The sequence below is a fragment of the Paraburkholderia sp. RAU6.4a genome (genome assembly GCF_050435625.1).
Taxonomy (GTDB): domain Bacteria; phylum Pseudomonadota; class Gammaproteobacteria; order Burkholderiales; family Burkholderiaceae; genus Paraburkholderia; species Paraburkholderia tuberum.
The window spans coordinates 592,608-618,911 of record NZ_JBNDKQ010000001.1 but is presented as its reverse complement, the minus strand read 5'-3'; the positions used below and the strand labels follow the sequence as shown (position 1 = coordinate 618,911).

Annotated in this window: 21 protein-coding genes and 1 pseudogene; 7 read left to right on the top strand and 15 right to left on the bottom strand. The window is 63.1% G+C overall.

Annotation, left to right across the window (positions count from 1 at the left end; all coding sequences use genetic code 11):
* Positions 1–186: 186 nt before the first annotated feature.
* The 5 genes from lipA to OKW40_RS02805 all read right to left on the bottom strand — a co-directional run bounded on the left by lipA (position 187) and on the right by OKW40_RS02805 (position 5,536).
* A complete protein-coding gene (gene lipA / locus OKW40_RS02825) occupies positions 187–1,155 on the bottom strand; it encodes a lipoyl synthase (RefSeq protein WP_429488020.1) in 969 nt (322 codons plus the stop codon).
* Positions 1,156–1,160: 5 nt separating this feature from the next.
* Positions 1,161–2,270, bottom strand: a complete 1,110-nt coding sequence (locus OKW40_RS02820) for an acetoin dehydrogenase dihydrolipoyllysine-residue acetyltransferase subunit (RefSeq protein ID WP_429488018.1) — start codon at positions 2,268–2,270, stop codon at positions 1,161–1,163.
* 3 nt (positions 2,271–2,273) lie between these two features.
* Positions 2,274–3,278 (bottom strand): alpha-ketoacid dehydrogenase subunit beta, encoded by a 1,005-nt coding sequence (locus OKW40_RS02815; RefSeq protein WP_429488016.1) that lies wholly within the window; start codon positions 3,276–3,278, stop codon positions 2,274–2,276.
* A 136-nt stretch (positions 3,279–3,414) separates the two neighbouring features.
* Positions 3,415–4,398, bottom strand: a complete 984-nt coding sequence (locus tag OKW40_RS02810; protein WP_429488014.1) for a thiamine pyrophosphate-dependent dehydrogenase E1 component subunit alpha — start codon at positions 4,396–4,398, stop codon at positions 3,415–3,417.
* Between the two features lie 82 nt (positions 4,399–4,480).
* Positions 4,481–5,536, bottom strand: coding sequence for an ATP-NAD kinase family protein (locus OKW40_RS02805; protein WP_429488012.1), 1,056 nt, complete (start codon positions 5,534–5,536; stop codon positions 4,481–4,483).
* A 438-nt stretch (positions 5,537–5,974) separates the two neighbouring features.
* On the opposite strand from OKW40_RS02805, the gene OKW40_RS02800 reads away from it, so the two are divergent.
* Both OKW40_RS02800 and OKW40_RS02795 read left to right on the top strand, forming a co-directional pair.
* Positions 5,975–7,915, top strand: coding sequence for a sigma-54-dependent Fis family transcriptional regulator (locus OKW40_RS02800; RefSeq protein WP_429488010.1), 1,941 nt, complete (start codon positions 5,975–5,977; stop codon positions 7,913–7,915).
* Positions 7,916–8,242: 327 nt separating this feature from the next.
* Complete coding sequence (locus OKW40_RS02795; protein ID WP_429488008.1) at positions 8,243–10,036, top strand: hypothetical protein; 1,794 nt, start codon at positions 8,243–8,245, stop codon at positions 10,034–10,036.
* Positions 10,037–10,252: 216 nt separating this feature from the next.
* Here OKW40_RS02795 and OKW40_RS02790 read toward each other — a convergent pair whose 3' ends face one another.
* From OKW40_RS02790 to OKW40_RS02755, 8 genes are all read right to left on the bottom strand, one after another.
* A complete protein-coding gene (locus tag OKW40_RS02790; RefSeq protein WP_184058858.1) occupies positions 10,253–11,419 on the bottom strand; it encodes a porin in 1,167 nt (388 codons plus the stop codon).
* Between the two features lie 135 nt (positions 11,420–11,554).
* Positions 11,555–11,926: a hypothetical protein gene (locus OKW40_RS02785; protein WP_429488006.1), complete on the bottom strand. Its 372-nt coding sequence runs from the start codon at positions 11,924–11,926 to the stop codon at positions 11,555–11,557.
* 51 nt (positions 11,927–11,977) lie between these two features.
* Positions 11,978–13,402, bottom strand: a complete 1,425-nt coding sequence (locus OKW40_RS02780; protein WP_429360502.1) for an ammonium transporter — start codon at positions 13,400–13,402, stop codon at positions 11,978–11,980.
* 28 nt (positions 13,403–13,430) lie between these two features.
* Positions 13,431–13,769, bottom strand: a complete 339-nt coding sequence (locus tag OKW40_RS02775; RefSeq protein WP_026226100.1) for a P-II family nitrogen regulator — start codon at positions 13,767–13,769, stop codon at positions 13,431–13,433.
* A 691-nt stretch (positions 13,770–14,460) separates the two neighbouring features.
* On the bottom strand, positions 14,461–14,721 hold the full coding sequence (locus tag OKW40_RS02770; RefSeq protein ID WP_187613074.1) for a hypothetical protein: 261 nt from the start codon (positions 14,719–14,721) through the stop codon (positions 14,461–14,463).
* Complete coding sequence (locus OKW40_RS02765; protein ID WP_429488005.1) at positions 14,722–15,084, bottom strand: hypothetical protein; 363 nt, start codon at positions 15,082–15,084, stop codon at positions 14,722–14,724.
* A gap of 149 nt (positions 15,085–15,233) precedes the next feature.
* Positions 15,234–16,361 carry an aminotransferase class V-fold PLP-dependent enzyme gene (locus tag OKW40_RS02760; protein WP_090811602.1) on the bottom strand — a complete coding sequence of 376 codons (1,128 nt, stop codon included), beginning with the start codon at positions 16,359–16,361 and terminating at the stop codon, positions 15,234–15,236.
* Positions 16,362–16,507: 146 nt separating this feature from the next.
* Complete coding sequence (locus tag OKW40_RS02755; RefSeq protein ID WP_090811604.1) at positions 16,508–17,017, bottom strand: DUF1269 domain-containing protein; 510 nt, start codon at positions 17,015–17,017, stop codon at positions 16,508–16,510.
* A gap of 264 nt (positions 17,018–17,281) precedes the next feature.
* On the opposite strand from OKW40_RS02755, the gene OKW40_RS02750 reads away from it, so the two are divergent.
* From OKW40_RS02750 to OKW40_RS02730, 5 genes are all read left to right on the top strand, one after another.
* Positions 17,282–17,944, top strand: a complete 663-nt coding sequence (locus OKW40_RS02750) for a dihydrofolate reductase family protein (RefSeq protein ID WP_429488003.1) — start codon at positions 17,282–17,284, stop codon at positions 17,942–17,944.
* Between the two features lie 62 nt (positions 17,945–18,006).
* The gene (locus tag OKW40_RS02745; protein WP_429488474.1) at positions 18,007–18,954 is read left to right on the top strand and encodes a pseudouridine-5'-phosphate glycosidase; all 948 of its coding nucleotides are present in this window, start codon (positions 18,007–18,009) and stop codon (positions 18,952–18,954) included.
* Positions 18,955–19,258: 304 nt separating this feature from the next.
* Positions 19,259–22,564 carry an adenylate/guanylate cyclase domain-containing protein gene (locus tag OKW40_RS02740; protein ID WP_429488001.1) on the top strand — a complete coding sequence of 1,102 codons (3,306 nt, stop codon included), beginning with the start codon at positions 19,259–19,261 and terminating at the stop codon, positions 22,562–22,564.
* Positions 22,565–22,682: 118 nt separating this feature from the next.
* Positions 22,683–24,128, top strand: coding sequence for a DUF5939 domain-containing protein (locus tag OKW40_RS02735; protein WP_429487999.1), 1,446 nt, complete (start codon positions 22,683–22,685; stop codon positions 24,126–24,128).
* Positions 24,129–24,354: 226 nt separating this feature from the next.
* On the top strand, positions 24,355–24,765 hold the full coding sequence (locus tag OKW40_RS02730) for a BON domain-containing protein (protein WP_429487997.1): 411 nt from the start codon (positions 24,355–24,357) through the stop codon (positions 24,763–24,765).
* Between the two features lie 105 nt (positions 24,766–24,870).
* On the opposite strand, the pseudogene OKW40_RS02725 reads toward OKW40_RS02730, so the two are convergent.
* Together OKW40_RS02725 and OKW40_RS02720 are read right to left on the bottom strand one after the other, a co-directional pair.
* Positions 24,871–25,302: pseudogene (locus OKW40_RS02725) on the bottom strand (glycine cleavage T C-terminal barrel domain-containing protein); the annotation flags it as partial.
* Between the two features lie 8 nt (positions 25,303–25,310).
* A complete protein-coding gene (locus tag OKW40_RS02720; RefSeq protein WP_429487995.1) occupies positions 25,311–26,225 on the bottom strand; it encodes an AraC family transcriptional regulator in 915 nt (304 codons plus the stop codon).
* Positions 26,226–26,304: the final 79 nt, after the last annotated feature.

The following is a 26,304-nucleotide window of genomic DNA, read 5'->3' as shown; positions in this document are numbered from 1 at the left end:
CTGCCTCGACAAAGTGCACGTGGTGACGAATACCGTTTCGTCGTTCGGGAGGCGGCCCCGCGCCGGGACTCGCCTCGCATACCTACGAATTGTCGAGTACTTCCCCGGCGGTCAATCGCTCGAAAAGCCGAGGTTACGGGGAGGTATTCGTCGGATTGCGCCACCAAAGGTCCGGCACACATGCATTCAGAGCTTTCCGGTGACCCGATCCGCGTGATACGACGAACGCACGAGCGGCCCCGACACCACTTCGATGAACCCCATCTTCAAACCTTCGTCGCGTAGCATGTCGAACGTCGTGGGCGGCACGTATCGCCGCACCGCCATGTGAAACCGCGACGGCGCGAGATACTGGCCGATCGTCAGCACGTCGACGTCGTGGGCACGCAGATCGCGCATCGTCGCGAGCAGTTCGCTGTCGGTCTCGCCGAGCCCGGCCATCAGGCCGGATTTGGTCAACACCGCCGCGTTCTGGCGTTTCGCGCGCGATAGCAGTTCGAGCGAGCCGAGGTAGTCCGCGCCTGCCCGTGCCGCCCGGTACAGCGACGGCACCGTCTCGATGTTGTGATTAAAAACGTCTGGCCACGCCACGGACAGAGCATCGAGCGCGCGGTCGATTCGCCCGCGAAAATCCGGCGTCAGGATTTCCACGCGAATGCCCGGCACGCGCTCGCGCACGAGCGCAATACAACGCGCGAAGTGCGCGGCGCCGCCGTCGCGCAGATCGTCGCGGTCCACCGATGTAATCACGACGTAGCGCAGCCCGAGCGCCGCGACGGCGTCGGCAAGCCGCGCGGGCTCGTCGTCGTCGAGCGCTTGCGGCCGTCCGTGCGCGACGTCGCAGAACGCACAGCGCCGCGTGCAGATCCCTCCCATGATCATGAATGTCGCCGTGCGCTGCGCGAAACACTCGCCGATGTTCGGACACATCGCCTCCTCGCAGACCGAATGCAAGCTGTGCTCGCGCAGCACCGCCGCCATGCCCGCGACGGTTTCGCTCATCATCGGCCGCGCGTGCAGCCAGGGCGGCTTCGGCAATACGGTCGAATGGTCCGCCGGCACGATCTTCACCGGAATGCGGGCGAGCTTGTCGCGGTTGCGCTTGCCATGCTGGCCAAGCGCCGTGAGGCTGTCGGTATGAAGAGGGGCGTCCATCGCGGTTATCCGAAGAACTCGTTGAGCAGGCGGTTCACCTCCGATGCAGCCTCCATCTGCACCATGTGTCCTTTGCCGTCGATCACGTGCACACGCACCTGAGCGGGCAGCCCCTGCGCGTGCGCGGCCGGAATGATCTGGTCCTGCGCGCCCCAGATCACCAGCGTGCGAGGCGCGAGCGTGTCGAGCCGCTCGCGATAGACGCGGCTTTGCACCCCGCCTTCGAACGCGGACGCGGCAATCTTGCGCAACGCGTCGTTCACGCCTTCGAGCCGCTTGTACTTGACGATGTCTTCGATCAGTTGCCGCGTGACCAGCGACCCGTCGGCAAAAAGCTTCGCCAGATGCGGCTTCAGCGCGTTGCGGCTGCTGCCCTCGACGAATCCTTCGATGTACTCGCGATTGATCTCGTCGCCGAGCCCCGCGCCGGCGATCAATGCCAGCGAGGCGACGCGTTCGGGCGCCTTCGCGGCGACCGTCATCGACACGGCGCCGCCCATCGAATGGCCGACGAGATGCGCGCGCTCGATGCCCCGGTCGTCGAGAAACGCGACCACGCTGTCGGCCAGTTCGTCGAGGCTGCCCGTGTCGACCGCCTTGCCCGACTCGCCATGCCCCGGCAGATCGAGCGCCCACACGGCGCGGTGCGCGGCGAGATCCGCATGATTGAAGAGCCAGTTGTTCAGATCACCGCCGAAACCGTGGATCAGCACCGCGGGCGTGCCGCCGTCGCCGATCTTCAGGTAACGCACGGTGCGCCCGCCGATCTGCGCCTTTTGCGGCTGCGGTCCCGCCTCCGCCGTGTCCGCGGTGGCCGGCACGAAGTCGCGCTGGAACGCCTCGACCGCCGCATCGATATCGGCCTCAGAGCTCGCTTCGTCGGCGACGACGCCGAGCAGCGCGCCGATCGGCAGCGTGTCGCCCTGCCGCGCGATCTGCCTGCGCAGCGTGCCGTCGAAAGCGCACTCGACGCCCGACGAAATCTTGTCGGTCTCGACATCGAGTATCTCGTCGCCCTTCGCGACTTTTTCGCCGACCTCCTTCAGCCAGCCGTTGACCTGTCCCTGCTCCATCGACAGCCCCCACTTGGGCATCGTGATCATGTGAATCGGCATTGCTCAGCTCCTTACTTTCCGCACGGCCACGGCGATGTTCTCCGCGGACGGGATATACAGATCTTCGAGCACGCCTGCGAAAGGCGCGGGCGTATGCGGCGCGGTCACGAGTTCGATCGGCGCCTTCAGCGAATGGAACGCGCGCTGCGCGACCAGCGCGGCGATATCGGTCGCGATCGAGCAGCGCGGATTCGCCTCGTCGACCACGACGACGCGCCCGGTGCGCTCGGCGCTTTCCAGGATCGTTTCCTCGTCGAGCGGGGAGGTCGTGCGCAAATCGATCACCTCGACCTGGATGCCCTCTTTCGCGAGCTTTTCGGCGGCATCCGTCGCGTGGTGAACCATCCGGCCATAGGTCACGATGGTCGCGTCGTCGCCTTCGCGCACCACGTTCGCTTCGCCGAACGGAATCGCATACGACTCTTCCGGCACGTCGCCCTCGCGGCCATACAGCAGCTTGTGCTCGCAGAAGATGACCGGGTCGTTGTCGCGAATCGCCTGGATCAACAGGCCTTTCGCGTCGTATGGCGTCGACGGGCACACCACTTTCAGGCCGGGAATATGGGTGAACATCGACGTCAGCATCTGCGAGTGCTGCGCGGCCGCGCGCAGGCCAGCACCCTGCATCGTGCGAATCACGACTGGCGTCAGCGCCTTGCCGCCGAACATATAGCGAAACTTCGCGGCCTGATTGAAGATCTGGTCGAAGCACACGCCCATGAAATCGATGAACATCAGCTCGGCGACGGGCCGCATGCCGCATGCGGCCGCGCCGACCGCGGCGCCGATGAAGCCGCCTTCGGACAACGGCGTGTCGAGCACGCGCCCCGGATACTTGTGAAAGAGTCCTTTCGTCACGCCGAGCACACCGCCCCACGCATCCTTTTCGCCTGGGGACCCAGCGCCCCCCGCGTTGTCCTCGCCCATCACGATGACGGTTTCGTCGCGCGCCATCTCCTGGCTCAGCGCTTCGTTGATCGCCTGAGAAAACGTGATCTTCCTTGCCATGACTGTCTCCTGTCGATCGGAGTTAGCGCTTTAGCTGTCGAACAGAGTTGGCGCTTTAGCGCTTACTCTGGTCCCATGCAACGCACTTATTCCGATCCCATGTAAAGCTGAAGATTGAATGGTTTCGCGCCGCGGGTTACGGATAGGACACGTAGACGTCGGTCAGCAGGTCGGCGGCCGTCGGCAGAGGCGCGGCCTTCGCTTCGGTCACCGCGCCGTCGATCAACTGCTTCACCGTGGCATCGATGCCGCGCAGTTCGTCCGCGCTGAGCATTTCGGCGCGCACCACGCGCTCCTCGAAACGCTTCAGGCAGTCTTTTTCGTCGCGCAGCTTCTGCACTTCGCCGGGCGCGCGATACGTTTGCGCATCGCCCTCGAAGTGACCGAAATAGCGCGACAGCTTCACTTCGACGAGCGTCGGGCCACCGCCGCCGCGCGCCCGCTCGATCGCGGCGCCGAGCGCCTCGTGCACCGCGAAGAAATCGAAGCCGTCGACGATCACGCCGGGCATGCCAAAGCCGCTCGCGCGGTCGGCGATGTTGTCGGCCGCGACCGACCACGTCGACGAGGTCGCCTCCGCATAGCCGTTGTTCTCCGCGACGAAGATCGCCGGCAGGCGCCAGACGGAAGCGAGATTCATCGATTCGAAGATCACACCCTGGTTCGACGCACCGTCGCCGAAGAAGCAGACGCCGACGCCGCCGGTCTTCCTGAGCTTCGCGGCGAGTGCGGCGCCGCACACGAGCGGACCACCCGCGCCGACGATCCCGTTGGCGCCGAGCATCCCTTTCGACAGATCGGCGATATGCATCGAGCCGCCCTTGCCGCGGCACACGCCGGTGCTACGGCCGTAGATTTCGGCCATCATGCCGGGCACGTCGACGCCCTTCGCGATGCAGTGGCCATGACCACGGTGCGTGGTGGCGACATAGTCCGCGTCGTTCAGATGCATCATCGTGCCGACCGCCGACGCTTCCTCGCCGGCATACAGATGCACGAAGCCGGGTATCTCGCCGGTGGCGAATTCGACGTGCAGGCGCTCCTCGAACTCGCGGATCGTGCGCATCATCCGGTACGCTTCCAGCAGCTTTTCCTTGCTCAACTGCGTCGATACAGACATGGTGTGTCTCCAGGGAATGATCTCGATGGTCACTGCTACTTCAGCCAGCTGTGCTTCAGGCGTTCGCTTCCTCCTGAGTTGATTACCTCCGACGCGCCGCCGCTTCACGCATCAACTGCCGCGACGCGCAATAGCGCAGCGTGCGGCCGACATCGACGGTGAGCGGTCCCGCCCAGTCGAGCGCGATCTCGTAGCGGTCGTCGCGTTCGAGCTCGATCTCGCGCTCGCCGTCGAAGGCGAGCGTCCCTCGTTCGGTATGCAGCGGCGTCCAGCAGCCCGCTTCGAAGCGCTCGCAGGTGCGCATCGTCACCCGATCGACACGGCCCGGCGCGAGCGGCGCGAAGATCGGCACGCCGGATTCGCCCGCGCGCGCGAACGTCAGATGCAGCCCGTACGGCGCGCCGCGCTCGACCGGCGCCCACGCCCCGCCGATCGACGACAGGCCGATACCATCCGGCGCCGCGAAGGTCAGAAACAGCGCTTCGATATCAGCCGGCTCGCAGACGGCGCGCGCACCGACGAAACGCTGCCGGCTCAGGCACACATCGACCAGCGCGATTTCCTCGCGCCCCTTGTTCGGGCCCGCGACGCAACGGACCACGAGACGCTTGTTGCGCGTCAGCGCGACCTCGGGCGGCACGAGCCCCGAAGCGGCAAGCGCGCCCGCGAGGCCCGCCACCGTCGCTTCGCGCAGTTCCGGAAACGCGTTGTTGGTACCCGTCGACAGCGTCAGCAGCGGCACCTCGCCGCAATGCGCGGCAACCGCCCGATGCGTGCCGTCGCCGCCGAGCACCGCGATCAGATCGACACCCAACCCGACCATCCGCGCGACACCCGCATGGGTGTCGGCCGCGCTGTCCGTGATCGGCAGTTCGAGAAATTCGACGGTCGGCCAAGGCTGCGGCTCGGCCACGGCCGCGTGCGTTTCAAGCGCACGCAGTACCAGTGCAGCGACACCGGTCCGGTCGCGCAAGGTCAGCACGCGAGCGACGCCGAGCATGCCGAGGCCCGCGAGCAGGCGCACGACCATGTTCGCCTTCTCGGCGGTCGGAAACACCGAAGCGTGCGTGGTGAGGCGTCGAATATCACGGCCCGATGCCGGGTTCGCGATCACGCCGACGGTGATGGGTGATGACACGGGCTTGTCTCCTGTGCGCGAGTAGCGAAGCGACTTGCTGTGATGAAGCGCGCTTGCTTTCGCGTTTGCTTGTCTGCCAGCGATACTGCAAAGGTCGGGCCAGTTGCATGCGCGCCGTGCGCACGCGCCGAAAGCGCCGTATTCACGGGGTGGACGCGGAGGTCGAACGGTCGCGGCCGCTTTCATCAGACCTGCGCCGCGCAGTTCACTGTGTCTCACGGGCCCGTCCCGCGACGTGGTGCGAGACTCACAGCACGTCGCGACGCTTGCGCGGTACCGCGCCAGACAAGGGTTTGCTCGATGCGACCAGCGTCTCGCTCATCGCTGAGACGTTCGTCTCACGCCCCTGACGTGCTGCGCCGCAATGTGATCGCTCAGTGTGGATGTGCTACAAGACAGGGACGCGCCCTACTCGGTGTCGCTCGCCTGGAGCCGGCCATGCCCTATGTTTCTCAAACGCAGCACGTCGATCGCGTACGCGGGGCCATCGAAGGACGCTTGCCGGCTCCTGCCAATTCGTCGCGCCTCGTGTCGTCGTGGCAGCGTTCGTACGAGCAGTACCGGCTCGACCCCAGTTCGGTGATCGGCCCGCGCGTGCTGACGTCCGCCGAACTGCGCGAAGTCCAGGGCAAGGAGGAAGCCTTTCTGCGCGCCTCGGGTCAGTGCCTGACGCGGCTGCACGAAATGATTCGTGTCGCCGACTATTGCGTGATGCTGTCCGACGCGCACGGCGTCACGATCGACTATCGGATCGACCGCGACCGGCGCAACGATTTCAAGCATGCGGGGCTGTATATCGGCTCGTGCTGGTCCGAGCGCGAAGAAGGCACCTGCGGCATCGCGAACGTACTCACCGATCTCGCGCCGATCACCGTGCACAAGACCGATCACTTCCGGGCCGCGTTCACGACGCTCACGTGCAGCGCTTCGCCGATCTTCGCGCCGACCGGCGAATTGATCGGCGTGCTCGATGCATCGGCGATTCAATCGCCCGACAACCGCGACAGCCAAGGGCTGGTTTTTCAGCTGGTGCGGCAAAGCGCGAGTTTGATCGAGGATGGCTACTTTCTGAATCAGACCGCGCAGCACTGGATCCTGTTCGGCCATCAAAGCCGCCATTTCGTCGAAGCACAGCCCGAAGCACTGATCGCATTCGACGAATGCGGCAACATCGCCGCCGCGAACCGCAAGGCGCACGAGAGCATCGCGGGGCTCGACGGGCCGCGTCACATCGACGAGATATTCGACACGTCCGAGGTCCGTCTGCACGACGTCGCGCGCACCGACATGATCGTGGCGCTGCGGCTGCGCGCGACCGGCGCGATGCTGTATGCACGCATTCGCGCGCCGATGAGACGCGCGGCTCGCCCGCTCCTCGCGACACGGCCGGCCGATCCGCATGCGGACGGCAGCATCGGCGCGATGAGCCGCTTTTTGCACAGCTCGGACGAACGGATCGCGCGCAACGCGCAAGTCGCATTGCGGATCGCCGGCAAGCGGCTCCCGGTTCTGCTGCTCGGCGAAACCGGTGTCGGCAAGGAGGTGTTCGCGCGCGCGGTGCACGACTCGGGTTCGCGGCGCACGCGGCCGTTCGTCGCCGTGAATTGCGGCGCGATTCCGGAGCCGCTGATCGAGAGCGAGCTATTTGGTTATGCGCCTGGCGCGTTCACCGGCGCGCGCAGTCGCGGCGCGCGCGGCAAGATCGCCCTCGCGCATGGCGGCACGCTGTTTCTCGACGAAATCGGCGACATGCCGCTCGGCCTGCAAACACGCCTGCTGCGTGTACTCGCCGAGGGCGAAGTGGTGCCGCTTGGCGGCGATACGCCGGTGCGCGTCGATATCGACGTGATCTGCGCGACGCACCGCGATCCGATGCAGATGGTCGAAGCTGGATCGTTCCGCGAAGATCTCTACTATCGCCTGAGCGGCGCGACGCTGCGGATACCGCCGCTGCGCGAGCGCACCGATATCCGCGATGTGATCGATACGGTGTTCAACGAGGAAGCCCAGGCGGCCACGCATGTGCTGATGCTCGATCCGCAATTCGCCGGGCGTCTTGCCGCTTTTTCGTGGCCCGGCAACATCCGGCAACTGCGCAACGTGCTGCGATATGCGTGCGCGGTCTGCGATTCGGCTCGCGTCGAGTTGCGGCACGTATCGCCGGACTTCGCGGCGCAACTCGCGCCCGCCGTCACGCCGGCGCTCGCGGCGAACTCAACGTCGCCGGCCAGCGCCGACGACGAGCGGGCACGGATCGTCGCGGCACTCACGCGTTGCCAGTGGCGGCCTAACGCCGCCGCGCTGGCATTAGGCATATCGCGCGCGACGCTGTACCGGCGCATCGCGCGGCTGGGCATCGTCGGGCCGCATCGCACATAAGCGGCATTGCGATCGCCCGTCTGAGTCTGCCGCTGTGCAGACAGCGTCCGATTCCCACGCCCTCACCCGCAGAGTGAAATCTTTTCGCGGTTCGTCTATCGCGAGCGAAAAGATTTTATTTCGGCACAACCCTGCTCCCATGCGCAGTTTGTGCCGACAGACAGGCATGACTTGCCGGACTCAGTGATCGGTCGCAACGCGAGACCACCCACGACCGCGCATCGAATGTCCTGAACGGCTCACGCGACGCACTCGCGACCCGAAGGACTCCCCAACTTCTCTCCGGATTCCTTGCGGGCCGCCCTCGCGGCAGCTCGCGCTATTGTCATGATTGCGCGACGTCAATTTCTTGGTTGTCTCACTGCGCTCGGCGGAAGCGTCGTATTGAGCGCGTGCGGCGGTGGTGGTGGTGGTGGTGATAGCGGTACTGCGGATGCCGGCGGCTCTTCCACGGGCAATTCCACGAACCCGTCGAGCACGACGGCGGCACCCTCTACGGGCACGGCAACCTCCGGTATCGCGACCTCGACGGGCACGACCAGTTCCGGTACTACGACTTCGACTGGCGGCACGACGACGGTGGCGAACGGCTCGTCGCCGACCGCCTCGACTGGAACGGCCTCCACCGGTACGTCCGGCTCGACCTCGGGCGACAGTTCTGGCGCTCCATCGGACCCGAACTCGGGGTCACCCGGCAACACATCGAACGCTTCGCCACAGAACACGACCATCCCCCCGGCGACGGTGATTATCGACAGTCAGAACGCGTCGTGGACCCTGGTCGGCGGATCTGTCTACAGGAACGGTGTCGCGGCGGGCAACACCTACAACGTCTCGTTGATACTCTGGTACGGGGGTACGATCTATCACGAGGGAACCGGCGGCCAATTTTACGGATGGAATGGTTCGAGATGGCAGTCGTGCAATGACCCACGTTTGGGCGGCACCTCCGCCGACGGCACCATGATCCCGCCCGCGTCGTATCTGATCGACAAGGTCGGCACGATATGGACCGTCGTGAACGGTGTCGTGTACCGCAATCGGAGTGCCGTCGGCACGATGTCGAATGCTGCGCTTCTGCTGTGGTACGGCGGCAAGTTCTGGGCACAATCGACCGGCGGTCAGTTCTACGTGTGCGCCGATGCGGATGAATGGTTGCCGTGCAACGATCCGCGCATCGCGACCGCGGCGCCGGCCGGCTCGTTTCACGGTATCAACGGGCATTACGATTATTTGTATTCCACATCGCAACTCGTGTCGATCATGCAAGCCCTGGGCTGCTCGACGTACCGGCTCAGCTGTACCGACTACGCACCGCAACTCGCCGCGGTCGTGGCGTTGGCACAAGCATTCCAGCCAGCGGGCTTGACCCTTTTCGTGCTGATCGATGCCGGCATCTACGACGGTAACGGCAACCTGTTCACGAGCGAATCGACCGCCTACACACGCGGCTTCAATTGCGCGGTAACTGTCGCGACGGCGTTGCAACCCCACGGCGTGACCCTGTATGAATGCGGCAACGAACTGACGCGCGCGAACGGGATCATCCTCGACTCCACCAACGCAGGAACGAGCGTCGTCGACTTCAACAATGCGAACTGGCCGCTGATGCGCGGCGTGATGCGCGGCATGATCGACGGGGTCAAGTCGGTGCAGGCGGATGCTAAATGCGGCGTCAACTTTTGCGTCGCGGACACCGGCGCATCCGACGCTCTGTGGGATGGCAAGCAGCCCGATGGCACGAGCGGCCATCCGACCGTCAGGTGGGACTTGACTACGTGGCACAACTACGAGGTGTACGGCGACATCTTCGATATCGGCTCCGACGGGTCCGGCCCGGGCTTCGATTTGCCCACCTATTGCAAGGCCCGATATGGCGTCCCCTTCGTGATCTCGGAATGGAACACAGGACCGGAGAAGACCGAGGCGTACCGGGCCAACTACATCACGTCGCGCCTGCTCACTTACTATCAGGCGAGAAAGACGAAGAACATTCAATCGGCGATGTATTACGAGCTCGATAGCGGGGATGCAACCTACGGTCTGGTGATCAACGGCACGGCGCTTGGGCTTCCGTACAATGCGTTCGCGAGTTTTGTCGCGAGCCATCCCGATAGCTGAGCGTCCGCACTCGCTGAGTCCGCGCGCTGCCTACGGTCGATTCGACCTGCGTGAGACGTGACGGATAACCCGTCCCGGCCGAGACCGCGATAGGTCTCCTAGCCCGGGGCGACGAGTTGCGAGTCAGGCGCCCTCTGTTGCAACGCGGCTGTGTCCGTGCACCACATTACGCCCACAGCCGCATCGCCACAGCGCACGATTCGTGCAATCAGAAGATCAGAACTGGTGTCGCAGTCCCACGGTGACCGCGACCTGCGTGCCCGTCGACGATGGCGAGAGGGTATTGATCATCGCATCCGCGAGCACGGAATCCGCCGGCGCGCCATGAACATGCTGATAGACCCCTTCCAGGTACACGTCGGTACGCTTGCTCAACGAATAGTCGGTCTGCAGCATGACCGAATTCCATTTTGGAGAGGCCTTCGTGGCCCCCTGGTTGTAAGCACCGTCAGTGAACGTATAGGCACCGGATACGCTCCACGCAGACGTCACCGAGTAGTGTGCGTTCACCTCGTAATTGTCCAATCGCAGATTACCGCCAAGCGGTAGATAGCTGCCGAGGCCCAGCGAGATGACGCCCGCCATGTTGTCGATCTGAGTATGGCTCCACACGAATCCGACAGTTGCGGGGCCGAACGTGTAATTACCGCCGGCGCCCCAGATACGCTGGCGCTCCGCGATGAAGTTCGCGCTGCCGTCGCCCTGCGCGATTGCCCCATTCGGATTCGTGGCCGATACGCCGCCGCCTGCGTTATTGAACTGCAGGTACCCGCCAGCAAGATTCACTGGGCCCTGCGCATAACCTACGCTAAAGCCGTACGCGCGATTGTCAGCGAATCCTCCCGCCTTGTTGCTGAACGAATACATGCCTTCGAACGTCACGCCGGCATAGGTCGGGCTCACATACTTGACCGAGTTGTTGACGACCACCGAATCAGCCGCCAGGTTGTCGTTCTCGAACGGGTGTGCGGCGAGGTTGCCACCCCACGTGTTGCTCCCCGCGGTGATCGGTCCGAGCTGGTCGTTCAGCACATCGAACTGGCGGCCCAACGTCACGGTGCCGAGATTGTCGCTTTGCAACCCGACCCAGGCCTGAGAACCGAAGGCGTCACCCGGAAAGGCCTGGCTACCGTTGTTTAGATTGAAGCCCTGCTCGAGTTTGAAGATCGTACGAACACCACCTCCCAGATCTTCAGTACCCTTGAGGCCAAACACCGTATTCTGCGTGGAGCTGGTCGCCATTTGCCAATTGCTATGACCGGCCTGGTTGTTGGTATAGATGAGTCCCGTGTCGATAAGACCGTACAGGGTCACGCTGTTTTGCGCATACGCGGAAACCGAAAATGCGCCGAGGACCCCAATTGCCAGCAAGGTTTTTTTCATGTCTTATGCCCCATTTGCGACTACAGAAAAATAGAACAGCTTTTTCTTAATTGGAGTTCCATCCCGGGACATTCCACCTGGGATGGTCAGCTCGCGCCGGGCTGGTTCTAAATCGAAATGCGCTTTCCAATCGCATCAAACAAGCAGAATGGCCACTAGCTGACCGGCGGTCGCAATCACGATCGCCAGATCAACCGGATTGGCCAGAAGAAATCCGAGAAAATCTGAATCGACGGCGCGCGTGCGCCACATCCCGACAAAGCCGACCGACAGAATCAGCCCGAATAAAAAGTCGAATCCGAATCCTGCGGCGAGCCATCTGTTATGCCTGACGACATGTTCGGCGAATGCGAACATTGCCAAAAAGGCGATTTGCGATATGAGAACGACCAGTACGACAACATGCTGCTGATTATTCTTTTTCATCGGCTGGCGGAAATCCGGTTGCTCGAACCCGGCACGACCTCCTCGCTCGTCCGGGCGAGCTTCGGCAGTACCGGCGGCCACCCCCGCGAACGGAAAGTGACCGTCGTACCCGCTCCATCCGCGGCGCAACCGTTATTCGACCGCCTCGCCATGCAGCACCAGGTCCAGTCCTTCGCGCTCTTCTTCCTCGGCGACACGCAACCCCATCACTGCGTCGATTGCCTTGAGCAGAACAAACGAGACCACCCCGCTGTAGATCAGCGTCGTCGCGACACCCTTGAGTTGCAGCATCACGTCACCGTCCGCGCCGCCGATGTCCTTGACCGCGAACACGCCGGTCAGCAGCGCACCGACGATCCCGCCCACGCAGTGCACGCCGAACGCGTCGAGCGAATCGTCGTAACCGAGCTTGTGCTTGAGCCACGTGGCCGACCAGAAGCAGACCACACCCGCGACGATACCGATCACGAGCGCCCCGAGCGTGCCGACGAAGCCCGACGCCGGCGTAATCGCCACCAGACCAGCGACCGCGCCCGACACGATACCGAGCACCGACGGCTTGCCCTTGGCCGCCCATTCGGCGAACATCCACGCGAGCGCCGCCGCGGCGGTCGCCACCTGCGTCGCGAACATCGCGAAGCCGGCACGGCCATCCGCTGCCACGGCCGAACCCGCGTTGAAGCCGAACCAGCCGACCCACAGCATCGCGCCACCGATCAGCGTGAGCGTCAGGTTGTGCGGCGCCATCGCTTCCTTGCCATAGCCGACGCGCTTGCCGAGCACCAGACAGCAGACCAGGCCCGCGATACCGGCGTTGATGTGCACCACCGTGCCGCCCGCGAAGTCGAGGATGCCCGCGCTAGCCAGCCAGCCGCTCGGCTCCCACACCATGTGCGCGATCGGCGAGTAGACGATGATCGACCACAGCGTCATGAACACCAGCATCGCCGAGAACTTCATGCGGTCCGCGAACGCACCGGTGATCAGCGCCGGCGTGATGATCGCGAAGGTCATCTGGTAGACGAAGTAGACCGTCTCGGGGATCGTCGGCGCGAGGTGGCTGACGGTCAGCGTCGTGGCCTTGTCGCCCTTGATGTAGTTCATGCCCGTCATGAACACGCGCGAGAAGCCGCCGATGAACGAGCTGCCAGGCGTGAACGCGAGGCTGTAGCCCACCACGGTCCAGACGATCGTCACGACACAGGTGATCGCGAAGCTTTGCATCAGCGTCGCGAGCACGTTCTTCTTGCGGACCATGCCGCCGTAGAACAGCGCGAGACCCGGGATCGTCATGAACAGCACCAGCGCGGTGGAGGTCAGCATCCACGCGGTGTCGCCGGAGTTGATCTTCGATGAATCGACCGAGAACGGTGCGGTTGGGGCGGCCGGTGCCGATGCAGCGGCATCCGCCGCGGCCGGTGCCGCTGGAGCCGCGGACGCTTGCGCGACCGGTACGGAGGCGGCCGCGGGCGCCGAGGCGTCTTGCGCGAATGCGGAGCCCAGCCCGCCGGCGAGCAATGAGCCGGCCATCAACAATGTCATCAACAGTTTGCGCATCTTTCTTTCCTCTTATCCCAGTGTTTTTTTATAGGGCGTCGGCGCCGGTCTCGCCGGTGCGGATCCGGATCACCTGTTCGATCGGCGTCACGAAGATCTTCCCGTCACCAATCTTTCCGGTACGCGCCGCACGCTCGATCGCCTCGATAGCCTGATCGACGATGTCATCCGGGACGGCGACCTCGATCTTCACTTTCGGCAGGAAATCGACGACGTACTCCGCGCCCCGATACAGTTCGGTGTGCCCTTTCTGACGCCCAAAACCCTTGACCTCCGTAACCGTGATTCCAGAGACGCCAAGCGATGACAAGGCTTCTCGAGCCTCATCAAGCTTGAATGGCTTGATGACCGCACTGATTAGTTTCAATTTGCCTCTCCGTTGACCGTCGATCCCGATGTTGGCCGCGAATGACCGTGGCTCAGCGCGGAGACGTTCAAAGCAACTGTCATGCCATTTGCACGGCAGGTACTGGAGCGGGGAGTTATCGGAGGAGCCGAACTTCGGGTCCTTCAGCGGTCAGATGGATGTTGTGAGGAAGGGAGCGGGATTGGGCGGCAGCACTGTCAGAAGGCTGCTTGGCGGAATGCGGTGTGCAGATGGAATGCACCCAGGCACCATGTGCGAGCGCGTTTTCCCGTCGTCCGTCCAATCGGGGGCATGCGTGCACGGTTCTGCCGCTTGTCATTACATATTCATTAATCGAAGCTTCCAGGTTTCCACTCGCACGCCCGACGCTCGCGGAGCGTTCAAGAGGTCGAGCGCAACTCCGCCGTAATAACGTGCAAAGTACGGGGCGTACTTCCGCGACCCGGAGGGAAACAGGATTTGCGTTTGTTGTCACGATCCCGTGACTCCGTAGCATTCGCAAAGCCCCGAACACGCTATACACCGGCCTATTTTCGAAGCGGTACCCGCTTCGACTTGAAAATTGCCGTCGAGGCGGCGCGAGCGGTCCACGGGATCGGGTCGGCTACTGTTCAGTGGACCTAACATTCGGTTGACTTCCCGAGGCATTCGTCACCCCCGATGATCCCGTCGAGGGCTTCCATTCAGCAAGTCAGTCGTTAGCCGAGGTAATCTTGATGAACGGCCTGAGTTCAGGATTTGAGAGAGCGAGAAGATTGAGCGTCGCCCCGCCGAACCGACGCGCGAACTCATCGTCCAGCGTATTGTTGTAGTCGGCCACCGGCAGTTCTAAAGGAAACTGTCGCGTGGTAACCGCCAGCACCTTTTCAACCTCAAGCGTATAGGAGACCAGTGCCTGCTTTTCCTCCGACCACATGACCACGACACATCGCTTTTGGGGGTGAGTTGCCATTCAATATCTTCTGCATCGTTGATGGTTCTGAAATGCTCTCTGCGAGCACACATCCATGAATCTCTGCCCACCCATTTCCATCCGATAGGCAGTGCATTCGTCCATGTCTCGTTCGTACTGCGCGTGGCATTCTGCCTCGTGCGCTTCGTTCACTCCGCGCGCCGCGATGCTCTGCACATCGTCGCTCATCGCGCCCGGTGTGTACTTGAACGGCTGCGCATTGTCGAAGTTCTGCGGCACGCGTGGGGTGTCGCGGTAGAGCGACCTTGGCATGTCCGCATTGGCCGGTTTCTGCGCGCGCACGGCGGCTGAGCGGGAAGCCTTTTCCCGCTGCTGCCGTATCGCCTGCACGCAGCCCATCATTCTTCTTTGGAACGGTTTCTGTATCGCGCGGGAGACCTGTCGCACAGCCACTTGCAACCGGATGGTGCGCAGCCAGTCGCACCATCCGCGGCGCCGTGCGGCGGCCGGTCGCGAGAGCGAGCCACGCGCACGTGCTTTGGAAAAACGCTCTAAAGAATACTGTCCAACGCCTTGGCGAGCCTGGCGACCACACCTTCGACGTCATGCAGTTTGTCCAGCCCAAATAATCCGACGCGGAAGGTTTTGAAGTCTTCTGGCTCGTCGCATTGAAGGGGAACACCGGCCGCGATCTGCAAGCCGGCATCGGCGAATTTCTTGCCGGATCGTATGCCGTCATCGTCCGTATAGCAGACCACGACGCCAGGAGCCTGAAAACCTTCAGCCGCCACGCTTTTGAAACCTTTGTCACTCATGAGCGAGCGAATGCGCTTGCCGAGTTCAAGCTGCTCAGCTCTGACTTTCTCGAAGCCATATGCCTCGGTTTCCTTCATGACGTCGCGCAGCGTCGCGAGACTGTCCGTGGGCATCGTGGCGTGATAGGCGAACCCGCCGTTCTCGTAGGCTTCCATGATCTGCAGCCATTTCCCCAGATCACAAGCGAAACTGGTGCTGGTCGTTGCGTCGATTCTTTCGCGGGCGAGAGGGCTGAGCATGACCATTGCGCAGCAAGGTGACGCGCTCCATCCTTTTTGCGGTGCGCTGATCAGGACATCGATGCCGCTGGCCTGCATGTCCACCCAGATCGTACCGGAGGCGATGCAATCCAGTACAAACATGCCGCCGACGGCATGCACCGCGTCGGACACCGCGCGCAAGTAGGCATCAGGCAGCATCATCCCGGATGCGGTTTCGACATGCGGCGCAAAGACCAGATCCGGCTTGTTTTCCTTGATCGCAGCGACGACTTCTTCGATCGGAGCCGGTGCATATGCGGCCTGCCTACCTCGTTCGACCGGACGCGCCTTCAACACCACCGATTCAGACGGAATGTCGCCCATGTCGAAAATCTGCGACCAGCGGAAACTGAACCAGCCATTGCGGATGACCAGACACTTCCTGTTCGTCGCGAACTGCCGGGCGACAGCTTCCATGCCGAAAGTCCCGCTGCCCGGGACGATAACGGCCGACTTCGCGTTGTAGACTTTTTTCAGGGCGCCGGAAATATCGCGTACGACTCCTTGAAAGAGCTGCGACATGTGATTGATTGATCGGTCGGTGTAGACGACCGAATATTCGAGGAGTCCATCGCGGTCGACATCGGGAAGTAAACCTGGCACCTTCGCCTCCGGTAATTGACGAGTAAAAGAATCGAAGACAGATTCTAACGAAAGCTGCCTGCAACGGTATCGGCCGAGACGTCCCCGCCCTTATTCGATCGCAGTCGCGCCAAAGGTGGCGCCGCTCGCCTCGTCCCGACTGCTTCTCAGGGGAAGATCGGTGTCGTGGGCTCTGCGCCCTCGATATCGGCCTTCGGAAAATGCTGCGCGACCATCTGCTCGATCTCCTGTTCGCGCGATCCAGGCACGTCGGCCATGATCAGGAGCTGGCCGTCACGGATGGCGTCCCGGAAGCGCTCGAGTCGTGCATTCGGTTCGGCGACGCCGATCATCGCGGCCGTCCAGGCCCCGAAGCCGGCACCCGCCAACGTCAAGGCGACGACGGCTCCGCCCGCAATAGCGAGCTCCGCGGGAGGAAACGCCAGCGCCACGAGGCCGACAAGCGCTCCGGTCGCACCGCCGAGCGCCACGCCGCGTTCGAGCGAGTGCACGACGTCGCTGCTCTGCAGCAAAGTTGCCTCGGGTAACTGTTCGAGTGCGACGCTGTGATTCGCGAGAACATGGAGATGTCGCCATGTGATCCGCGTCCGCAGCAAGTCGTCTACGATCGCCTTCGCCGTCGACGTGTCAGATGCGAGGAAATAAAGACGTCTCATCTCGACCCTCCATCAATCAAGCCGTCCTCAAACGGGACTATGCCGTTCATCGTACGCCTGCGGCAGGCAAAAGTTGGCTCTGGGCAGGTGCGTGCCGTGTTTGGATGGCTGGTCGCCGCTGTATGCCAGCTTACAAATTCGGAAAACTTCTCCTGGAGACATAGGGTTGAGCAAAAATCTGCTGACAGACTATTTCGCGTAGTTCCGGCAAACCATGCAGGTTTGCGGTCCACATTACGTTAGGCGTCTAAACGGAGGCAAACGATGACACGCGTTCGCATTGCGGGCTTCACCATTTCGCTCGACGGATACGGTGCAGGCCCGAATCAAGACATCAACAATCCGCTCGGCGTTGGCGGGACGGAACTGCATCAGTGGCTAGTCCCAACACACACGTTCCAGCAAGCCTTGTTCGGCAAGGACGGCGGTACGACCGGGGTTGACGATGATTTCGCCGCCCGCGGCTTTCAGAATGTCGGGGCCTGGATTCTTGGGCGCAACATGTTCGGACCCATTCGTGGGGACTGGCCGGACACAAACTGGAAAGGCTGGTGGGGAGACAATCCACCGTATCACGTTCCAGTCTTCATCTTGACCCATCACGCTCGTCCCCCCATCGAGATGGCAGGCGGCACGACGTTCCACTTCATAACCGGAGGCATTCGCGAGGCGCTCGACCGTGCACGCGAGGCCGCTGCCGGAATGGACGTGCGGATTGGCGGTGGGCCGGACACAATTCAGCAGTATCTTCGCGAGGGCCTCATCGATGATCTGCACATTGCCGTCGCGCCGGTCCTGCTCGGCCGGGGAGAATCGCTGTTCGAAGGGGTCGACTTGCGGGCTCTGGGATACGAATGCGTTGAATTCGTAGCGTCGGAGAAGGCCACGCATGTCGTCCTATTGCGCCAGGGGCACACGGACGCCTAAGCACTCGCTGAAGGCCTCTTGTACCGCATACTTCAGTGAATCACACCACCGAAAGGATCGACATGGTTGCCGACCTTGCACGCTCCTGGTTGACCTGGAGCGCGCCTGCAGCCGCTGCGCAGGCCTCCGGTCGCCCGCTCGTGGCGCTGGAATCGACCATCATCGCCCACGGCATGCCCTACCCGGAGAACGTTCGCACTGCGCGCGAAGTGGAAGCCTTGATCCGTGACGCGGGTGCCGAGCCGGCGACTATTGCGCTGATCGATAAGCGAATCCATATCGGCCTTTCGGATGACGAACTGGAAACGATCGGCCGATCGGACCGCGTACATAAGGTCAGCCGCCGCGACCTGCCGGCCGTGCTGGCCGGCGGCGGGCTGGGCGCCACGACCGTGGCTGGCACGATGATATGTGCGGCGTTGGCCGGCATCGAGGTCTTCGTCACCGGAGGCATTGGCGGCGTACACCGAGGCGCGCATGAAACCTTTGACATCTCGGCCGACCTGCAAGAACTGGCGAAGACCTCGGTGGCGGTGATCTGTGCCGGTGCGAAGTCCATCCTGGACATCGGGCTCACATTGGAATACCTGGAAACCCACGGCGTGCCGGTGCTCAGTTGCGAACAGGACAATTTTGCGGCGTTCTACACGCGTGACAGCGGCTTTCGCGCGGACTTCAGGCTGGACGATGCGGAGGAACAGGCACGGTTCATTCGCACCAAGTGGGACCTGGGCCTCGACGGCGGTGTGGTGTTGAGCACTCCGGTGCCGGAAGCCGCAGCGATGTCGTTCGAAGAGATCGACGCGCTGACCCAGCAGGCGCTCGACGAGGCCGCTGCACAAGGAATCACCGGCAAGGCCGTCACCCCCTTCCTGCTGGCGCGCATCAAGGCGTTGACAGGCGGGCGCAGCCTGGCGACAAACATCGCGCTCGTGAAACACAACGCCGAGGTCGGCGCAAGGCTGGCGCTAGCGTTGGCACGCTCAAAGCCCAGCACAGGCGCGGTGTAGCCTCACTGCTGTTTCGCGCGGCTGGTGATTTCCTTGACGACCACCGCGCTGATTTCGAGCCAGTGCCGAAGCTGTTCGCCCGGCCGCTATATGAGGCGCTGGCTCGTCGATATCTGCCTCGCGGAAGTCCCAGGCGTCCAATCGGCAATGCGCGAGACGCACCTTCTCCGCTGCTTTCCACCGGTCGACAACCGCGCCGATGGGTGGCAGCGATGCATCGGCCGCCGCCCGGGGCGCAGGGCTCCACGAAGCCAGCTCCGTGCTATCTTTGAACGGATTCGACACCTTCCTCTCAGGAGGGCGCGTGGACGTCGCCGTGTGGCTGCACAGCCTCGGAATGGAGCGGTATGAACCGGTGTTTCGCGAGAACGCCATCGACGCCGACGTGCTTCGCGATCTCACCGCGGACGATCTGAAAGAACTGGGTATTGCGTCGGTTGGTCATCGCCGCAAACTGCTCGATGCCTTGACTGAATTGCGGGCGCGAACCGGGCCCCGGCATAGCGCCGCGAGCCCTGGCGAGGCGAAAGGCGAACGACGGCAGGTCGCCGTCCTGTTCGCCGATCTGTGTGGCTTCACGCGGATGAGCCGTGAAGTCGACGCGGAGGAAGTACTCGCCGTGCTCGATCGCTACTTCGAGCAGGTTGACCGCACCATCGAGCAGCATGGCGGGCACGTCGACAAGCACGTCGGCGACTGCGTCATGGCAGTATTCGGCGCGCCGGTCTCGCATGGCAATGATGTCGAACGCGCCGTGCGGGCGGCACTCGCGATCAGGGACGGGATGCCCGACCTGTCGCGTGCGCTCGGCCGCCCGGTCTGCGTGCATATCGGCATAGCCGGCGGCGAAGTCGTCGCAAGCGGCACCGGTAGCGCGACTCACAGGGAATACACCGTCACCGGCGACACGGTCAACCTCGCCTCGCGTCTCACCGATGCGGCAGAGCCGGGGACGATCCTGATCTCGGAAAGCGTGCGACGCCCGCTGGCTGACCGCCTGGACTGTGTCGAACGCGGCGCGCTGTCGGTCAAAGGCTTCGCGCAAGCGGTCACGGCGTGGTGTATTGCCGGCCTTCGGCGCTCACGCCCGGGCCGGCCGTTCGTCGGCCGGCATCATGAGATGCGGCAGTTTCGATCCGTGCTCCATTCCTGCCGCGACACCGGAGGCGGACGCACCGTTCTGCTGCGCGGTGAGGCCGGGATCGGCAAAACACGCCTGGTCGAGGAATTCGAACGCGAGGCGCGGGAGTCAGGATTCCTTTCTCATACTGGCCTCGTGCTCGACTTCGGTGCGTCAACCGGACGTGGCGCAATCCAGTCTCTCGTGCGCGGCCTGTTGGCAGCCGACGGCTCAACTGACGGAGCTGCGAGTGCCACTGGCGTCGAGCACGCGCTCGCCAGCGGTTTGATCGACGCTGGCGACGCACTCTTTCTCGAAGATCTGGTCGATTTACCGATGGGGTTCGAGGACCGGGCGGTCTACGACGCCATGGACAATGAAATGCGCGTTCGCGGCCGACGCAACGCCCTGACCCGGCTCGTCCAACGCGCGAGCCGCCAGCAACCTCGGGTACTGGTCGTCGAGGATATTCACTGGTCGGACGAATCGACGCTTCGCGACCTCGCCGGACTATCGGCAACGATGGCGGGATGTCCGGCCGTACTCGTGCTGACAGTGCGGACGCACGGCGATTCGAGTGAAGAGCCGTGGCGCGTGGCGACCGGCGGACCGTATTCGCTGATCGATCTGGGTCCGCTGAGCGCCGGCGACGCGCATGCGATGGCCAGATCGTTTCCCGGGACGCAGGCAGGTCTGGCGGGACGCTGCATCGAACGGGCGGCGGGCAACCCGCTGTTTCTCGAGCAGTTGCTGAACGATGCGCAGGACGGCGAAGGGACCGGCGTGCCGGGGTCGGTGCGAAGCCTCGTACAGGCGCGGCTGGATCGGCTTGATCCCGCCGATAAGACAGTGCTGCAGGCTGCCTCGGTGCTCGGCCAGTTGTTCGAGAAGGAGGCAGTCGATTTTCTCGTCGATGGCGCCGGCGCCGATGCGGATGCCGGCGTTGCGCTGGAACCGCTTGTGATCGGTCTGCTGTTACGACGTCAAGGCACCGGATTCATCTTCCATCACGCACTGATTCGCGACGCCATTTATGACGGGCTGCTGAAAAGCCGGCGCCGCGATTTGCATCGTCGCGCCGCACAGTGGTACGGCGAGCGCGACCTCGTCCTGCGAGCCGAACATCTCGATCGCGCGGGAGAACCCGGGGCAGCGCTCGCCTATTGCGAAGCAGCGCGCTCGCAGGCGTCGGGACACCGCCATGAAGCCGCGCTCCGGCTTGTCGCACGAGGGCTCGATCTCGCGGATCAACGTAACGACCGCGCCGCGCTCGAGTGTCTACATGGCAACGTCCTGCATGACCTCGGCGACATGAAGTCGGCACTTCATGCATTCGAAATCGCCCTCGAATATGCGACGACGGACGCGGAGCGTTGCCGCGCATGGATCGGGCGGGCCACTGTGAAGCGGATCATCGACGATCTCGACGGTGCATGGGCCGACCTCGACTCCGCCGTTGAAGCCTCCCAAGGCCTGTTGCGCGAAGAGGCGCGCATTCACTTCCTGCGCGGCAATCTGTGTTTTCCACGCGGCGATATCGACGGCTGCGTGCGTGAGCACGGGCGCAGCCTTGCCCTCGCGCGCGACGCGTGTGATCCCGAACAGGAGGCGGCCGCACTCGGCGGCCTTGGCGATGGCGAGTACATGCGCGGCCGGATGATCAGCGCCCACGCGGCCTTCAGCCGCTGCATCGAACTCTGCCAATGCCATGGCTTCGGACGGATCGAGGTGGCCAACCTTCCGATGCGGGCGATCACGACGTGGTTTACCGGCGAAGCCGCGCGCGCACTCGACGCCGCGCTTGCCAGCGTCGCCGCAGCGCAGAAGGTGGGGCATCCCCGCGCACTCGCCGTCGCCCATCACGCTGCCTGGCACTGCCTGCACGATCGCGCGGAGTGGGATCGCGCGTGGGAGCACGTCGCTCCTGCGCTACAGTGCGCGCGCGAGCTGAAATCAAGGCGCTTCGAAGGTGAAGCGCTCGCGTTTCGCGCGGAATTGCATCGGGTCGCCGGCCGTCCGCGCGAAGCGCGCGCCGATATCGAAGCGGCGCTGTCGATCAGCCGGGAGACCGGCATGAACTACCTGGGCCCCGCTTATCTCGGCGTGCTCGCGCGCACGACGGACGACCCCGTTGTCTTCGCACAGGCGCTCGCGGAGGGCGAAGCTTTGCTCGCGGCCGGAGCGGTGAGCCACAACCACTTTCTGTTTCGACGTGATGCGATAGATGCATGCATCGACCGCAAACGCTGGGATGCGGCCGCGCACCATGCTGCGGCCCTTGAAGACTACGCACGCCGCGAGCCATCGCCCTTTTCCGGATTTTTCGTGGCGCGCGCTCGGGCGCTTGTCTCGTATGGAACCGGCAATCGCGATCCGGCGTCGCTAAAGGAACTCCAGCGGCTACGGCAGGAGGGCAGCAGCCTGGGTTTCCTTTATGCGCTCCAGGCGATCGAGGCCGCGCTTGCGGGCGAGGCCGATAGAGGAGGATAGGGTCGCCGCGCTCACTCCGGTTGACGCCGTCCAACCATCACCGTATCTTGCAATCCAAGGTAAAGCGATATGACACGGCAGTTGTGTCTGACTGTTTTCCGTTGACCTGGCCACGACGATGAACATTGACGATCGGCTTCTCGAGAGCAAAATGATCGCGATCGAGCAGGCGAGATCATGGAGTCCGCGCGTCATTTCCAAGCTCGAGACTCTGATCAGGAGCGGCGACGAGCTGTCCGTTTACCGGGTCAATCCGCTGGCGTTTGCGCGAGATCGCGGCATAAGCGAGGCTGAATGCATTGACCTCTTTCTTCATGCGGCGCGATACGGATTGTTCGAGATGAACTGGGACGTTCTTTGTCCGCAGTCGGGAATGGTCCTCCACAGCTTCGGATCATTGCGCACTCTCAAGACCCATTACGTCTGTGGGCTATGCGACGTTACGGGCGAAACCGACCTCGACGATTTCATCCAGGTCACGTTTTCAATATCGCCCGAACTTCGGAGACTGACGTTCCACGATCCCGAGTCGCTTTCCGTTGAAGATTTCCACTGGAAACTGCGATTTAACGGTGACGGTCGGTTCGCCGGCCAGCAAGTCCGGTTTCTCGACTTCTTGCGGGGGCTCGTGCGCGGCCTCACGTTCCTGCCGCCAGGTTCGACGACGACCCTGCAGGCTGTTCTTGGCCCCGGTGCCTTGACGGGTGTGAATGTCGAGACACAAGCCGCTCTCATTGTTCCGGTCGCTGGTGAGCCCGCCACCTCGCCGACACTGTTGCAGGTCGGTTATGACGGTCAACGGTTTGCCCCGGCGCTCTCCGTTGTGCCGCCTGGTCCTGTCGTCATTCAAGTAAGGAATACCGGGAGCACGCGCGGGTCGCTGCTCTTGATCAATTGGCCTCCAGAGGTCGTCGCTCAGGCCATCAAGCCCCCGCTCGAATTCGAACCGTATCTCTCCGGCGGGGCGCTGGTGGCGCGACAGACCTTCCGGCGCCTGTTCCGCTCGGAGAACGTTGACGAGAAGGAAGGCCTTGGGATTCGGCAAGTGACGTTCGTTTTCACGGATCTCAAGGGTTCGACGGCCATGTATGAACGCATCGGTGATCTGAATGCGTACGGCCTCGTCAGACAGCATTTCGCCTTGCTCGAGATGATCGCACAACGGTATTCCGGCGCTATCGTAAAGACGATTGGCGACGCTGTGATGGCCGTCTTTTGTCGACCGACGGACGCGGTTTCCGCGTCGTTGAGTATCGTGGAGGAAATCGGGCGCTTCAATCGCGAACGTGGAGAACCGGCGATCATCCTGAAGATCGGGGCACATTGCGGGCCGTCGATTGCGGTGACACTGAACGACAATCTCGATTATTTCGGCCAGGCCGTCAACGTCGCCGCGCGCGTGCAGTCTCTCGCCGACGCCGGGGAGATTTGCATTTCGGAAGCGCTCTATAGTGCGCCTGGGGTCCGCGACCTCCTTGGTGGCCGCACTGTCGTCGAATTTGAGGCTCCGCTTCGCGGCCTCCAGGGCAGGGCAAGCGTGTATCGCATCGTGTCCGAGTGGTGACGGCTTACGGCGCCGATCTTGCCTCCTCCTAGGGCTATTCCTGTTTGCTCAACGTCGAACCCGACAGGTGCCGAGATGGAGAAGAACGACGCAGCCGGTTTGCTCCCTATGCACGGCGTTCGGCCGCGTTCCGAGGAAACGCTCGCGACCTGGATCTGCTGGTCAAAGAAATCGTTCGACACGGACAGCGGATTTTGCAAGGTTGGCAGAACCCAAAGGAGCCAGCATGAACATAAGCAATGCGAGCAGAATAATCGGCGCAATGTTAATTGCGGCCATCGCGAGTGGCGCGGCCTATGCGAACGCGCAACAAGGTATGAGCGCGACGGCCGGCGCGGTCGCACAAAAGGTGGCGGCCTCGGGCTCGCCGCCTCGACCCAGGCCGGATACTTCGATAGTTCGTGACGTTCGCCGCGCCCTCAGGCGGGTACCGGATATGGATGATTCAGAGATTCACATCAGGGCGAGCCACGGCGTCGTCACGCTCACCGGATCGGTGCCGGAAAGCTGGCAGATCTCGCGCGCTGGCAATGCATCAAGATCAGTGCTGGGAGTCAAGTCGGTGACGAACAGATTGACAGTGCGAAAGAGCGATGCAGCAAGCATTGAGCAACGTCTCGCGGCATCGGCCGGATAGGCTCGATGTTGATCTCATCACTTCGGGAAGCTCCACGAAGACGCAACGCGCGACTGTTGCGCGAAAACCTGATTTCGGGGTCGTTCTCGCCTCGGCTCGCTGCATTTAGCCCTTCACGCGTTCCGATCGCGGATCGTATGGCGCCCTAAGATGCACGGTTGCCCTTACCTGTTCACCCGCCACGTCGATCGTATAGCGGCCTTGCGTGAGCCACGCAGCATCGGCGGCACCATCGGCACGGTTCACGAAACCCATTGCAACCGGACATCGCAATGTATGCCCAAACGCGGCTGAGGTTACCGCCCCTACCGGCTTGCCGTCGCGCAAGATTGCTTCGCCACCGCACAGCATCAGATGTTCGGCTCCGTCGACCATCAGGGTAACGAGACGCCGGCGCAGCGGCGCCTCGCGCAGACGCAGAAGGGCGTCGCGACCGCGGAAGGCGATGTCCTGGTCGAGCTTGCAGGCGAACGCCAGGCCTGCCTCGAACGGATTGCAATCCGGCGAAAGCTCGCGGCCCCAGGCCCGATAGCCTTTTTATGACGCTATCGAGCGACGACATTCGCTGCGTCTCGAGCATACTGCGTGGGCGGCAGCCCGACATGACGCGTGAACGCGACGCTGAATGCGCTCGCCGAGCCGTAACCGACACGTTCCGCGATCACCGCGATGCTGACTTCGTTCCGGCGCAGCAGGCTCCTGGCGACGGCCATGCGCCACGACAACAGATACTCCATCGGTGCCACGCCGACTGCGCGGCTGAATCGATCGAAGAAAGAGGACCGTGAAAGCGCGGCGGTTTTTGCGAGTTGTGCGATCGTCCAGGGCTTGTGCGGACTCTCGTGCATATGACGGATGGCGAGCGCGAGACGGGCGTCGGCGAGGCCGCGGACGAGTCCGGGCGAGGCCCCCGTCCCCGTGGCTCGCAACGCTTCAATGAAGAGCACCTCGAGCAGTCGCGCCAGCACGACCTCGCGCGCGGGCCGCTGCGCGCGCGATTCTTCCCTCACGAGCTTGACGAGCGTCGCCAGCCTGGGTTCACCGCGCACGTGCGCGAGCTTGGGCAAGAGCGAGACAAGCAAGGCCGCATCCGGCGAACCGAACGCGCAGAGGCCCGCAAGCCATTGGGCTTCTGGCGCGACTGATGCATCGCCGAAACGAAAGCTGCCGTCGGGCAGTGCCGCGGGCGCGATATCGGAGACGTCGTCATCGTCGGGCGGGTTGATGCTCGTCATCGCGAAGCTAAAGACTTCGGGCACGAGCACGAAGTCATCGGCCTGAAGAATGAGCGGCTCGCAACCATTGACGGATAGACAGAAGGAACCTTCGAGCACCACGCAATAGAACGGCTGGCCGACTTCCGTGCGGCTCGCGCGCCAGCGCCCGGCGCCGCTCAGCACTTTCGAGAACGTGGGCGTCGGCTTCAGCAATGTGACGATTTCGGCGAGCGGGTCGATCATGATCGGACGATTTCGAATGAAACCTGGACGCTCAATTGTAGCGAGTCCGGGTGGTCAGGACTTATTGTGTTGGGACTGT

Excerpts from the sequence above, each read along its gene's own strand:
- OKW40_RS02820 (WP_429488018.1), bottom strand. The coding sequence starts at position 2,270 with ATGCCGATTCACATGATCACGATGCCCAAGTGGGGGCTGTCGATGGAG.
- OKW40_RS02815 (WP_429488016.1), bottom strand. The coding sequence starts at position 3,278 with ATGGCAAGGAAGATCACGTTTTCTCAGGCGATCAACGAAGCGCTGAGC.
- OKW40_RS02730 (WP_429487997.1), top strand. The coding sequence starts at position 24,355 with ATGAACATAAGCAATGCGAGCAGAATAATCGGCGCAATGTTAATTGCG.
- OKW40_RS02800 (WP_429488010.1), top strand. The coding sequence starts at position 5,975 with ATGCCCTATGTTTCTCAAACGCAGCACGTCGATCGCGTACGCGGGGCC.
- OKW40_RS02790 (WP_184058858.1), bottom strand. The coding sequence starts at position 11,419 with ATGAAAAAAACCTTGCTGGCAATTGGGGTCCTCGGCGCATTTTCGGTT.
- OKW40_RS02735 (WP_429487999.1), top strand. The coding sequence starts at position 22,683 with ATGAACATTGACGATCGGCTTCTCGAGAGCAAAATGATCGCGATCGAG.
- OKW40_RS02720 (WP_429487995.1), bottom strand. The coding sequence starts at position 26,225 with ATGATCGACCCGCTCGCCGAAATCGTCACATTGCTGAAGCCGACGCCC.
- OKW40_RS02810 (WP_429488014.1), bottom strand. The coding sequence starts at position 4,398 with ATGTCTGTATCGACGCAGTTGAGCAAGGAAAAGCTGCTGGAAGCGTAC.
- OKW40_RS02755 (WP_090811604.1), bottom strand. The coding sequence starts at position 17,017 with ATGAGACGTCTTTATTTCCTCGCATCTGACACGTCGACGGCGAAGGCG.
- OKW40_RS02745 (WP_429488474.1), top strand. The coding sequence starts at position 18,007 with ATGGTTGCCGACCTTGCACGCTCCTGGTTGACCTGGAGCGCGCCTGCA.
- OKW40_RS02770 (WP_187613074.1), bottom strand. The coding sequence starts at position 14,721 with ATGGCAACTCACCCCCAAAAGCGATGTGTCGTGGTCATGTGGTCGGAG.
- OKW40_RS02750 (WP_429488003.1), top strand. The coding sequence starts at position 17,282 with ATGACACGCGTTCGCATTGCGGGCTTCACCATTTCGCTCGACGGATAC.
- OKW40_RS02780 (WP_429360502.1), bottom strand. The coding sequence starts at position 13,402 with ATGCGCAAACTGTTGATGACATTGTTGATGGCCGGCTCATTGCTCGCC.
- OKW40_RS02765 (WP_429488005.1), bottom strand. The coding sequence starts at position 15,084 with ATGATGGGCTGCGTGCAGGCGATACGGCAGCAGCGGGAAAAGGCTTCC.
- lipA (WP_429488020.1), bottom strand. The coding sequence starts at position 1,155 with ATGGACGCCCCTCTTCATACCGACAGCCTCACGGCGCTTGGCCAGCAT.
- OKW40_RS02795 (WP_429488008.1), top strand. The coding sequence starts at position 8,243 with ATGATTGCGCGACGTCAATTTCTTGGTTGTCTCACTGCGCTCGGCGGA.